The sequence below is a fragment of the Desulfocicer niacini genome (genome assembly GCF_054657595.1).
In genome coordinates, this window is record NZ_BAAHYK010000011.1 from 46,340 (window position 1) to 59,400 (window position 13,061).

Consider the following 13,061-nt stretch of genomic DNA (forward strand, 5'->3'; position numbering starts at 1 on the left):
ACCTGCTGTACAAAGAGATTCTTTTCATGTAAACATACAAGTATTAGAGGCCCGAGGCCTCCCCCTCGGCCCGGGCATGAAAACCACATAAAAAGGCACAGACATGCACATTACCATTACCACCAGAAAACACACCCAGCTTGTGGACATTACCCCGGATATTCAGCGGGCAGTTACGGAAGCCGGAATGAATTCCGGGCTGGTCCATATTTTTTCCATGCACACCACCGCAGGCATCACTATCAATGAAAATGCCGATCCCGATGTAAAGAAGGACATCATTGACACCCTTGACACCCTTTTCCCCTGGACCGCCAATTATCATCACAGGGAAGGCAATTCCGCCGCTCACCTTAAAACCAGTTTCATGGGGCCTTTTCAGATGATTCCCATTGAAAATGGATCCATAGTGCTGGGAACCTGGCAAAGCATTTTTTTATGCGAATTTGACGGCCCCAGAACCCGCAGGGTAAATCTGACATTCATCCATGAGCACCGGTTTCCCCACCTGCCCAAGCCAGTATAATCCAAAAAGAAAATCCATATCCAGTGAAGACCGCCTGGACATGGACATGGGATTTGACCGCCTTAAGCACCAGGCATCGTCTAAACCCGGGTGGATCATCACATCGCCCTGATTGATTTTTTTCCCTGATGCGATCAGAAAAAATCCCCGGTTTCCGTCATGGTAAAAACAAAATCGCGGGTCAAAAGCCAAGATCCTCATTTATCAAAATTACTTTTACCCGTTTGGGGGGGAAACATTTTTCTGTGATGGTCCAGGTATTACAGATACGGTCAGGGCTTTTGCAATCCTGGCAGAACCCGGTTTCCCTGCAGGGTGTTTTTTTATCAAGATTCATGGTGTTCACCGGTGCGGCATAATTTTTGATGCGATACATGGCATCATCCAGGTCACAGGTGATTTTATTTCTACCCACAAATATAATGACATTTCTGGGGCCAAAGGTAATGGCACCGATCCTGTTACCGATCATATCCAGGTTGACCAGTTGACCGGCTTCGGTCACAGCATTGGTCCCTGTTATAAAAAGGTCCACCAGAAGAGATTTGCGCCGGAGGGCCATTTGCTCTTCCATGGGAAGGCTTTTATCAAAGGTATTTAACACCTCCATATCCTTTGAATCTTTCAACGCATGGAAAAGACCGGTGGCCACATAGGTCATGGAACCACCCCAGGATACGCTCTGGGGCTTGGTTTCCGGTATAATTTTATCCAGAACAAGATTTTTGGCATCCCCGGGGGTATCCGCAATAAATACTTCAAAATTATTGGATTCAAGGTTTTTCTTTACCTGTTCAAGTCGGCGCATCCAATAGTTGTCAACGGGATTTTTCATATTTTTTTATTTCTCCATGATGATGTGTTTTACACAGATAATTAAGACCATGGAGATACTACCTAAAATATGTTGAGTTATCAAATTTATTCTGGTAAAAATTTATTTATTTTTTTAAAAATTTGTGTTGACTAAACAGTTATTTCTTTTTATAGTCAAATCACGATATGAATCCGCTTCAGTAGAAAACACTTTACAGGTTTCAACCTGTTTTCTCTTGTCCTCGCTTCTGGCGCTGTTACCGTTTTAGGTTTCAACCGATACCGACGATTAACCGGTAAGATTCTACTTGAAAAGTCAGTAAAGATCATGAACTACAGTTGAAAAACGATCAATCCATGTTATCATTCCATTCCTTATTATAATGTTGAAAATTATCAACAAAGGAATCAGATTCCATTATGACTTTTTTCGCATTGTTTAAATTAAGAACAAACTGTACTGATATGATGAATTAAAAATTTTCATCTCTAATCCGCGATGTATTTCCCGATGAGTATAGATATTTCATGAAAAAGCATCATCCGGGCAATCGAAATGATAAAACTTCATGATTCCGTTACCAGCCCACCGGCCCGGCCGGTCCGGGCAGACAAGGACCGGATCATCGAACTGCACAATAGGGTTTGATCGCAAGATCGGCCACTCTGGGGCAGGACCAGACTTGAGTTAAGGCACTTTTATGTAAATCCGCATTTAAACACAAATGCTTGATAAGGGGTCCATAACACAAACCTGCGTTCGTTGCTCCACCAATTGTGTCGGGTGGCCGATCTTATGATCAAGTCCACACAATACTTTCCTCAAACAAATAAGATAAGCTGCTTTATAAAGGAGGTGATGGCAACCATAGATTTTGCTGATTTCTTGGAATTTTAATTATTTAAACTTTAAAATGCAGGAGACAATAAATGGGCGACAAAAACATTCAAGAGACCACAGAGGCGCAGATTGCGGTACACTGGCAGGAAGAAGAGTACTACTACCCCTCAACCAAATTCATCGGACAGGCCAATGTCACAGATCCTTCAATTTATGACAGATTCAGCTTGGATAATTACCCGGACTGTTTTATTGAGTATGCAGAAATGCTGGATTGGTACAAATACTGGGATGAAGTCCTTGACACAAGTGATGCGCCCTGCTGGAAATGGTTCAAGGGCGGCCTGATCAATGCCAGTTATAACTGCATTGATCGCCATCTTGAAAAAAACAAGAACAAAACAGCCATTCATTTTGTACCTGAACCCGAAAACGAAAGAATTGATCATATTACCTACCAGGAACTCTACGTCAGAGTAAATGAATTTGCGGCCCTGCTCCGGGATTTCGCAGGTTTAAAACGAGGCGACAGAGTCACCATTCACATGCCCATGACAGCAGAACTTGCAGTTACAATGCTGGCCTGTGCTCGACTTGGAGTCATCCATTCTGTTGTTTTCGGAGGTTTCTCCCCCAGTGCCTGCGCAGACAGAATTGTGGACTCCCAGTCCAGGGTACTTATTTCCATGGACGCTTATTACCGATCAGGTACCTTGTTAAACCATAAAGTCAATGCGGATAATGCCGTAAAAATCGCCAAAGACGGTGGCCAGGTAGTTGATAAAGTCCTAGTATGGGAAAGATATCCAGGCAAATATTCTTCAGACAGCCCCATGGTTGACGGCCGTGACTACAGCGTCAACACCGTATTGAAAAACTATTATGGAGAACGCATTGAACCGGAAAAAATGCTTTCAGAAGATCCCCTGTTCCTGATGTACACCAGTGGCACCACAGGTAAGCCCAAAGGATGTCAGCACAGCACGGGCGGATATTTATCATATGTAACAGGAACATCCAAATACATCCAGGATATCCATCCGGAAGATGTGTACTGGTGCATGGCTGACATTGGCTGGATCACGGGCCATTCATACATTGTTTATGGCCCGCTGTCTCTTTGTGCGTCAACTGTCATTTATGAGGGGGTTCCCACCTATCCGGATGCAGGCAGATCCTGGAGAATCGCCCAGGAACTGGATGTCAATATTTTCCACACCGCCCCCACCGCAATCCGTGCATTGAGGAAAATCGGACCGGATGAGCCTGCCAAATACAAGTATCATTTCAAACACATGACCACCGTGGGAGAGCCCATCGAACCTGCGGTATGGAAATGGTATCAGAAGGAAGTCGGCAAAGGGGAAGCAGCCATTGTTGACACCTGGTGGCAGACGGAAAACGGCGGCTTCCTGTGCAGCACCATACCAGGCATAAAACCCATGAAGCCCGGCAGTGCAGGACCCGGGGTCCCAGGTATTCACCCAATAATTTATGATGAGGACGGCAACGAAGTCACAAAACCTGGCATCGCAGGAAACATATGTATCCAGAATTCCTGGCCCGGACAGTTCCAGACCATCTGGGGCGATAGAGATCGCTTTGTTGAAACCTATTTTGCACGGTACTGCAAAGACAAAAACAGCAAGGACTGGCGTGACTGGCCATATCTGGCGGGCGATGCAGCCACCCGATCTGCAGATGGCTATTACAGAATCCTCGGTAGAATTGATGATGTTATCAACGTATCAGGTCATCGTCTGGGTACAAAGGAGATAGAATCTGCAGCCCTTGTTGTGGATGAGGTCGCAGAAGCTGCGGTTGTCCCCGTGGCTCATGAAATCAAAGGAAAAGTTCCGGATCTTTACATTGCTCTGAAACCTGGAAATGAACCCAGCGAGGCACTGGCCCAGAAGATTTCCGACGCCATCTGCGATCAGATCGGCAAAATCGCCAAACCCAGAAAAGTCTGGCTGGTACCGGATATGCCCAAAACTCGATCCGGTAAAATCATGAGAAGGGTCCTTGGATCTATTTCCAACAACAAGGATGTTGGCGATGTTATGACTCTTGCAAACCCGGAAGTTGTTGAAATAATTAAAGACATGGTGCAGAACGCCTAACAGGCAATGCGTACCCGTTTATGTGGTAAATAGATCAAACTGATATTTTCTTTAACAGGCCGGCAATGTTAACTCCGTTTATACATTGCCGGCTGACACTCTAATCTGATACACAGGGGACCATAACGAATGTCAAACCTCTACACAGATGCATATGAACTCTCTCTTCAAGATCCCGAAGCCTTCTGGGGACCCATTGCCGAAGAATGCCACTGGTATAAAAAATGGGATAAAGTGCTGGACGATACTAACAAACCTTTTTATCGCTGGTTCTCCGGCGGAGAAATGAACACCTGTTACAATGCCCTTGATCTGCACATTGACAATGGAAATGGTGACACCATCGCAATGATTTACGACAGCCCGGTCACCGACACCAAAAAGAAATACACCTACAAAGAGTTAAGAGACGAAGTGGCAAAATTTGCCGGTGTACTTGCATCCAAAGGCGTTGAAAAGGGAGACCGGGTCATCATTTACATGCCCATGATCCCCGAAGCAGCCATGGCCATGCTGGCCTGTGCCCGCATTGGTGCAGTGCATTCCGTTGTATTCGGCGGATTTGCAGCCAATGAACTTGCCACCCGGATCAACGATGCCAAACCCAAGGTTATTATTTCCGCATCCTGCGGCATTGAAGTGGCAAAAAAAATCCCTTATAAACCCCTTCTGGATGCGGCCATTGAGCAGTCAAGCTCAAAACCGGATGCCACCATTATTTTTCAACGTCCCATGGAGACAGCTGAATTAAAAGATGGCAAAGATTTTGACTGGGCGAAACTCATGGCGGATGCAATCCCCCATGACTGTGTGCCCGTAAAAGCCACAGATCCCCTGTATATCCTTTATACTTCCGGAACCACCGGACAGCCCAAGGGTGTTGTAAGGGATAACGGCGGGCATATGGTTGCCTTGAAATGGACCATGAAAGCCATTTACACCATTGATCCCGGGGACGTCTACTGGGCAGCCTCTGACATCGGATGGGTGGTGGGTCACTCTTATATTGTATATGCCCCGCTGTTCCAGGGAGCCACAACCATCCTTTTTGAAGGAAAACCGGTGGGTACGCCAGATGCCGGCACCTTCTGGCGGGTGATTTCAGAATATAATGTAAAGAGCATGTTCACGGCCCCCACGGCCTTCAGGGCCATTAAACGGGAAGATCCCCAGGGTAAATTGATTGCAAATTATGATCTTTCAAAATTTGAGGTATTGTTCCTTGCCGGGGAAAGAACAGATCCAGATACCCTGCACTGGTCTGAAAACAAACTAAATGTACCGGTGATTGATCACTGGTGGCAGACCGAAACCGGCTGGGCGATTGCAGCCAATTGTGAAGGCCTGCACCACTTTCCTGTGAAACCCGGATCACCCACCAAGGCCGTACCCGGCTGGGATGTCCAGGTGGTGGATGAAGCGTGTAATCCGGTTAAACCCGGTGACATCGGTGCCATTGTGGTGAAACTGCCCCTGCCCCCAGGAACCCTGCCCACACTGTGGCAAAACGATGACAGATATGTGCAAGCCTATCTGGAAGAATTCCCGGGATATTATAAAACCGCCGACGCCGGGTACATTGATGAAGAAGGCTATATTTATGTCATGACCCGCACCGACGATATCATCAACGTTGCTGGTCACAGGCTCTCCACCGGTGCCATGGAAGAGGTCCTGGCCAATCACCCCGATGTGGCAGAATGCGCAGTCATGGGTGTGGAAGATCAGCTTAAAGGTCAGGTGCCTCTTGGAATGCTGGTTTTAAATGCCGGTGTCACAAGGGATCATGCTGAAATCGTCAAAGAGGCCATCCAGATGGTCAGAGAGCAGATTGGTCCAGTGGCCGCTTTTAAAACAGCAACGGTGGTCAAACGGCTGCCCAAAACCCGCTCTGGTAAAATTCTGCGGGGCACCATGCGAAGCATCGCCGATAAAAAGGCATACAAGGCACCTGCAACCATAGATGATCCAGCCATTCTTGGCGAAATCGAAGAAAGCCTGGGTCGCATTGGTTATGGTGCAAAGGCCACCTGATACAGGTAGCAAGTAAAAAATATGAGCGGAGAAAACGATTTATTATTTACCTATTTTCGTTTCATCTGCTCACACAACAAGGAGATACGCATGAGTACACATACAATTGAAAAAGTCCCGACACAGGCCTGGATAACGACCTTTTCAGGTACAGCGATTAATCTCTGTCTTGGCATTCTATATGCCTGGAGCATCTGGAAATCGGCTCTTGTAAATGTAGACAAAGCCGGTGAAGCCATGACCGGTATAAATGAAGGCTGGGTGTATCTAACCAATGCCCAGGCGGCAACACCCTTTTCCCTGTGCGTTATTGTATTTGCACTGTTAATGATCCCCGGCGGCAGAATTCAGGATAAAATCAGCCCAAAATTCGGTGCCACTGTGGGAGGTCTTCTGCTGGCCGCCGGATGTATCGTTGCAGGCATGATGAAAAGTTATACCGGACTCATCATTGGTTTTGGTATTCTGGGAGGTGCCGGCATGGGCATCGGCTATGCGGCTCCCACACCGGCAGCTTTAAAATGGTTCGGTCCTGAAAAAAGAGGGCTCATAGCAGGACTGGTTGTAGGTGGATATGGCGGTGCAGCCCTGTACATCGGGTGGCTGGGTCAGAAACTCATTGACGCCTATGGCGTCACCGGAAGTTTTGTGGCATTGGGTACCTTTTTTGCCGTGGTGGTGGTCATCGCGGGCCAGATGCTTAAAACACCCCCCGAAGGATATGTTCCTCCCACTGCAAAACTTGGAACAGGACAAACCCAGGCCACCGAAAAAACTCATAACTGGGAAGCCGGTGATATGATGAAAACCTGGCAGTTTTATGCACTGGTCTTCATGTTTATTCTCACCACCCAGTCCGGCCTTCTGATTATCAGCTCCGCCAAGGGCCTGATGGTTAAAACAGCAAAGGATATGCCTTTTTTCATGGCCAATGCATGGCTTCTGGTCTCCTTTGGCGGGCTTGTTAACGCCTCCGGGCGTGTGGGCACCGGTTACTACTCTGACAAAATCGGTCGCCTCAATGCCTACTGCCTCAACTGCGGCGTTTCTGCCCTGTGCCTGTTTGCCCTTCCCTTTGTTATCTCCACGGCAAACCTGTTCCTTCTGTTCCTGGTCGTTGGTGTTGCTTACTGGCAGTATGGTGGTGGATTATCATTGATGCCATCCTTTACAGCAGACTTTTTCGGGGCCAAGAACCTGGGCTTTAACTATGGCCTGGTCTTCATCGGCTGGGGCCTTGGCTTCTTTATGGCACGGGTTGGCGGTGTAATTCAGGATGTCACCGGCAGTCTGAACCTGGCATTTTACATCTCCGGTGGTCTTCTGGTGGCGGGTGTTCTTCTTGCCCGGATAACCACCAAACCGCAGTTTACCGGTTAATGTTTCAAGAAGACTGCATATGCTGTTGAAAAATCTCAAGGAGCACATTTTATATGAAAATGCGACATAAGAGCCCCCAACGGTCACCCGGTCCGGCCAATTCGGAGCCAAAGGCGATGACTCCTTTTGCCTTGCAGGGCGCTAAGAAACGCAGGCAGTTTGAGGACCAACCTGCCCGAAAGTTCCTGGGCTTTAGAGCGGCAGAGCAAAGGGCCGCCGATGGTCCACGGGGCCAAATCGGGTACCGTTGGGGGTAGCATCATGCAATTTTCATGTTTCGTTGTGTTAGACAGGACATGTGGATTATAAGGACTGACAAGAATATTGTTAACGCAACACGATAGTATCCTCACAAATTCCCCTGAAGGCGGATCACACGGCATGGCCAGCCTTCAGGGGTTTCTTTTTTCGGGCTTGATCACAACATGGGCCACTTTGGGATGGGGTCAGATTGTCCCACTGAATTATGACAATCGACCAATGTTATGACCAAGCCCTAAACGGGTCACTGGAGAAAGATAATAAAATGATTGCCAATACCCTCATACCCATTCCATTTATTCTGGACTTCTCCCATTTTCAATTTGATCAGGCCATTATTTTTCTGGTGGCGGTTCTTTTATCCATCACAGTGAACGCAGAAGCCCAGGCCTTTGCTGCAACGGCACTTGGCGATATCCAGAGGGATGCACAGGATCGATTTCATTTCAATCCACTCTTCCATTTAAGTCTACCGGGAATTTTATGTTTTATCATCGCAGGTTTTGGCTGGCCAAGGCCCATCGCCGTTGACCGAAATAGACTTCACCACCAAAAATTTTATTACATGATGGTTCGCCTGGCAGGACCCTTTGCCAATCTGATTCTGGCGGGCATTGCAGGCAGCATTGTATGGATCATGGCAAAATGGCAGATGGACGACCAGGTTTTTTCCATTGTGGTGTCTGTCAATCTCATGGTTTTTGTATTTAATATCATTCCGTTACCCCCCCTGGCCGGTGCTGCGGTACTGGCGTTTTTTTTCCCGGATAAAATTAAAATAAGCCTTGCAGGAAAAACCTTTGCAAAGTTATCACCGTACCTGGTGGTGGGACTGTTTTTAAGCATGAAAATAAAGGGGATCACCCTGTTTAACCATTACATGGACCCGGCCGTCATCTGGCTTTTTAATTTCATTTCACACCCCTGAAGTCAGGGCATTCGCGGCCCAGGGATAATGCTTGCATTCTTTTCAATACGAGCATCCATTGACAGTGTTATGGGGCGTATTCCCATTTTCCCGGTTCTTGAGACATCAGATGATGCCATGAAGGGGTCCTCCCCGCCGCCCCAGGGCATCCACTCTTGCCTCCACGTCCTTGTCCGGTTCCAAAACCGGTGCATGAAAGGGCTTTATTCTGGCATCAATAATTAAAGGCCCCTTGCATCCCCAATGTTTGAAGGTCGTGAAACTTTCCCCACCATAGATATCGTGGGAAGGGTTGGATCTTGAAAAGGTGACCCACAAAAAGGTGTCAAAATCGTTTGCGGTGCCCACGACATCATCGACCACCACCACCAGGGGAAGAAGCTTAAAAAACCGCTGATATTCCAGATCCCGGACAAGCAGATCCATGTGCTGTCGGGCACTTTCATAATCTTTGAATGCCGGTGCCTGGACAGCCAGCATGCCCGGTCCTGCCAGCTCTGCCCCGGCAAAGGGTGGGGAAAGGGTCAGTTCATCGGGACAATATCTCAAAAGATCGCGCTTTTTCTCTCCGGCAGCTGCCAGAATCACCTTGGATCCCCGGTTCAACTCCGGGGAGGAATAGTCCAGGGTATCCATGGTGGTGGCGGTTAAAAAATGGACATCCCGGGTCAGATCAATGCGTTCCAGCAGATGAATAAAAAAACCCATTGTGTCTGAGATATTCAGATCCGGCCTATCGTTGTGGGCACAGATAAGAAGATATTTGGCAAGGGACAATTGTCCGAAGCCAAGTATGGCACCGGCATGGGTAAGAAGTTCCCGGGGCTGTCTGGGTTCATAGGGAACATAACGTTCCATGGCCTTGGCCAATAGCAGGGGATGGACCCCGGCGGCATCCACGGCATGGACAGCCGTAACCCCTTGAATTGTTTTGGGAACAGCGTCTGCGGTAATATCATGGATGATTTTTCCAAAAATAGAATCTTCCCGGGGGGGACGTCCCACCACGGTGAAGGGCCAGATGGCCCTTTTTCGATGAAAAACCCCGGTGACCTCCAGAACGGGAAAATCATGGGCCAGGGAATAATACCCCAGATGATCACCAAAGGGACCTTCTTTTTTGGTCCGACCCGGTGTCACCCGCCCGGTGATACAAAAATCTGCGTCCAGGGAAAAAACCGCGTCCCTTTTTATGCCATACCGGAACCGTCTTCCAGCCAGGGCACCGGCAAAGGCCACCTCGGGCAACCCTTCTGGCAACGGCATAACAGCGGCCAGGGTATGGGCCGGTGGCCCCCCCACAAAAATGGACACCGGAAGGGATTCTCCCCGTTTTAAAGCCCGGGTGTGATGGTTACCGATGCCCCGGTGGATCTGATAATGAAGTCCCACTTCCCTGTCCGGCACATAGTCATTGCCACCCATTTGAATGCGATACATGCCCACATTGGAATGTAAAATACCAGGGATGTCCGGATCCATGGAAAACACCTGGGGCAAAAGAATAAAGGCCCCTCCATCCCCGGGCCAGCAGCGAATGGCCGGAAGATCGGAAAGACGGCATTGATTTTCCAGAACAGGGCCGTTTTTACGTTTTGAAGGCAGGGCATGGACCAGGGCCGTCAAGGCCTTGATACCCGATGATGGCGATAAAAGCCCCTGCAGAGGATTAAATTTAAGCCCCACCAGACGGGTGACCCGTTCAAGATCCGGTGCCAGGATGGACAAGGCCCTTTCATGGGTACCAAAGACATTGGACACCGACGAAAACTTACTGCCCTTGACCTGTTCAAACAAAATAGCCGGACCCCCTGCGGCAAAAACACGGTTGTGCACCGCCGCCATTTCCAGATTGGGATCAATGGGAGTCTTAATACGCACCAGATCCCCGTTTTTTTCCAGAAAATCAACACATGCCCCAAGGCTTTTAAATCCCATTCACAGCTCCAGTTCTTTTTTAAACCCCATGGCAACCCGGTTGTCCATATAGACAAGACGATGGGGAAGAAATTTATAAAGGCATGCCCGATATTGCTGTTCAAGAAAGGACAATGCATTTCCTTTTTCATGGGGGATGGAAAATCGTTTCAGATAGCCCATGGCTGCCCCCAGGCCTTCCTTGTTCTTTCCCACGGATACAATGACTCCATCCATCTGAAGCCCCCTTATCTCAATAAAGGAATGGGCATCGGCAAAGATGGAGGCCCCTGCCCTGCCCTTGTTTTCCATGGCTCCCCTGATATGACGGCTGTCCTGGCCTGAAAAAAAATAAAAGGCTTTTTTTCGATACAGAAAATAAACCGGTGAGGACCAGGCCCCTTCCTGCCAGGCAACGGCCAGGGTCATCACCCGGCTGGCATGCAGCATCTGTTCAATGTCCAGGTTCAATATCCACGTCCATCATCAATTTTTAATGTATCCCCAGGCCTTAAGACGATTGTAGGCATGGGCCGCATAATCGCCCTGCTGTACCTTGCCAAGATAGGCGGCATACTGAGTTGCCGCAGGCTGAATCTGATTCATCCCCTCCAGGGCATATCCCTTGAAAAACAAAGTCCCGGGGTTACCGGGCAGCAGTCGGTCATAGGTGTTAAAATAATTAAGTGCCGTGTTGAATTTTTTAAGCTGCAGGGCTGCAAATCCCGCCACGTGGCAGGCCTGGCCTTCGGTGGGATAAATATCATGGCCCACCCCTGCATGGGTATATGCGTCGGTGTAATTTTTCTGCACCAGAAAACACCGGGCCAGCATCACCCTTGCCGCATAATCCCGGCCATCCATGGCCACGGCCTGTTTATAACGCTCCCGGGCCTTGTCATATTGTTTCCCTGCCATGAAGGCATCGCCCTCCTGCAGAGCGGTGATGAGTTTTTCCTTGGCCCGTAACGGAGCCATGATATCCATGTACCGCTCCCGGTACAGGGGGAATGTCCGGGTGTGGGCATATTCACGCCCTGCCATGGAAATGGCGGTTTCGTATCTTTCCGAGCTCATGGGATGGGTGGAAAAAAGCATTTCTGCAGCATCGGTATGCCCTTCATTCATGCGGTTGAGAAGAGCCATCAACCCCACAAACCCGTCCGTGGAATACCCGGCAGTGACCATGTATTGATTACCCAGGGCATCGGCTTCCCGCTCATTGGCCCGGCTGTACCGGGCAAGCAAGGCCCCCTGCCCCACCATGCCAATCTGCTGGGCCAGTTTTCCCAGCTGGGAACTCTTGGCACCGATCACCGCGGAAACGCCCCCGATCAACAGAGAAGATATACTTGCCTTGGACATCTGTTCTGCACTGTGCCGGGCATTGACATGCCCCAGTTCATGACCCAGCAGAGCCGCAAGTTCTGCCTCATTGGAAAGTTTCAGTAAAATACCCCGGGTCACAGCAATGCTGCCCCCGGGGAAGGCATAGGCATTGACATAGGTGGCATTGACACACCGGAAGGAGTAGGGCATGTCCGGTCTGTGGGTTTTTGATGCCAGTTTGTTTCCAACCCCTGCAATGTATGAATTGATGTTATTGTCCTGCAGGATTCCAAAATCAGAAGAGAACTGATGGGGAGACTGCTGTTGATCCATGGAAATTTCCGTCTCCCGGGACACCATCATCAGCTGATTTTCACCGGTCACCGGGTTCACTGCGCATCCGGTGAGTGCTCCGGCACCGGCAAGGGCGGATAACTGCAGGAATTGTCGGCGCGTCAAAGGTCTGTTTTGATATTGTTTTTCCATTTTTTCCTCCCTGTATCATGCACTGCGCCAGCTATGGATTTAAATATTGCTGACCTGCTTATTTTCGAAAACACATTCCAAGGACAAAGAAAACAACCCCCGACAACAGCAGCAGTTGATAAAAGGGCAGTTCATACATCATATAATGAAATCCTGTCTGGAGCACCTCCATGGGTATTTTCTCAGCCAATCCATCCAGCTTATCCCCGACAATCCCCCCTAGAAAGAGGCCTGTCCATTGACTGTCCTTATCCATGGCCAGGGATATCGCCTGAAACATCACAATTCCCAGACCGCAGATCCAGGAAAAAATTCCCAGAAAGGTAAACTTGTTTATCTCCATTTTTCCTCCGGTTACGTTTTTGTCATATTCATAATAATGCCGACACCACAGCCCCCAACTGGCGGGCAGTCCGAACC

10 protein-coding genes are annotated in these 13,061 nt (G+C 48.8%); 5 read left to right on the forward strand and 5 right to left on the reverse strand.

The window, feature by feature from the left end; genetic code table 11:
- Positions 1-103: 103 nt before the first annotated feature.
- Positions 104-526, forward strand: a complete 423-nt coding sequence (locus tag ACYQ2M_RS07625) for a secondary thiamine-phosphate synthase enzyme YjbQ (RefSeq protein WP_459915737.1) — start codon at positions 104-106, stop codon at positions 524-526.
- A gap of 181 nt (positions 527-707) precedes the next feature.
- Here the strand turns inward: ACYQ2M_RS07625 and ACYQ2M_RS07630 are convergent, their stop codons facing one another.
- Positions 708-1,361: a lactate utilization protein gene (locus ACYQ2M_RS07630; protein ID WP_459915738.1), complete on the reverse strand. Its 654-nt coding sequence runs from the start codon at positions 1,359-1,361 to the stop codon at positions 708-710.
- Positions 1,362-2,272: 911 nt separating this feature from the next.
- Here ACYQ2M_RS07630 and acs point away from each other — a divergent pair.
- The 4 genes from acs to ACYQ2M_RS07650 all read left to right on the forward strand — a co-directional run bounded on the left by acs (position 2,273) and on the right by ACYQ2M_RS07650 (position 8,909).
- On the forward strand, positions 2,273-4,306 hold the full coding sequence (acs, locus tag ACYQ2M_RS07635; RefSeq protein WP_459915739.1) for an acetate--CoA ligase: 2,034 nt from the start codon (positions 2,273-2,275) through the stop codon (positions 4,304-4,306).
- 129 nt (positions 4,307-4,435) lie between these two features.
- Positions 4,436-6,340 carry a propionyl-CoA synthetase gene (locus ACYQ2M_RS07640; protein WP_459915740.1) on the forward strand — a complete coding sequence of 635 codons (1,905 nt, stop codon included), beginning with the start codon at positions 4,436-4,438 and terminating at the stop codon, positions 6,338-6,340.
- A gap of 90 nt (positions 6,341-6,430) precedes the next feature.
- A complete protein-coding gene (locus tag ACYQ2M_RS07645; RefSeq protein ID WP_459915741.1) occupies positions 6,431-7,720 on the forward strand; it encodes an L-lactate MFS transporter in 1,290 nt (429 codons plus the stop codon).
- A gap of 526 nt (positions 7,721-8,246) precedes the next feature.
- Entirely contained in the window at positions 8,247-8,909 is a 663-nt protein-coding gene (locus tag ACYQ2M_RS07650) for a zinc metalloprotease (RefSeq protein ID WP_459915742.1), read from the forward strand.
- 105 nt (positions 8,910-9,014) lie between these two features.
- Here the strand turns inward: ACYQ2M_RS07650 and ACYQ2M_RS07655 are convergent, their stop codons facing one another.
- Genes ACYQ2M_RS07655 through ACYQ2M_RS07670 form a run of 4 tightly spaced genes read right to left on the reverse strand, consistent with a single transcriptional unit; the run spans position 9,015 to position 12,984 of the window.
- Entirely contained in the window at positions 9,015-10,847 is a 1,833-nt protein-coding gene (locus ACYQ2M_RS07655) for a UbiD family decarboxylase (RefSeq protein ID WP_459915743.1), read from the reverse strand.
- Positions 10,848-11,297 carry a hypothetical protein gene (locus ACYQ2M_RS07660; protein ID WP_459915744.1) on the reverse strand — a complete coding sequence of 150 codons (450 nt, stop codon included), beginning with the start codon at positions 11,295-11,297 and terminating at the stop codon, positions 10,848-10,850.
- A 15-nt stretch (positions 11,298-11,312) separates the two neighbouring features.
- Positions 11,313-12,641 carry a M48 family metalloprotease gene (locus ACYQ2M_RS07665; protein WP_459915745.1) on the reverse strand — a complete coding sequence of 443 codons (1,329 nt, stop codon included), beginning with the start codon at positions 12,639-12,641 and terminating at the stop codon, positions 11,313-11,315.
- Positions 12,642-12,699: 58 nt separating this feature from the next.
- A complete protein-coding gene (locus tag ACYQ2M_RS07670) occupies positions 12,700-12,984 on the reverse strand; it encodes a hypothetical protein (RefSeq protein WP_459915746.1) in 285 nt (94 codons plus the stop codon).
- Positions 12,985-13,061: the final 77 nt, after the last annotated feature.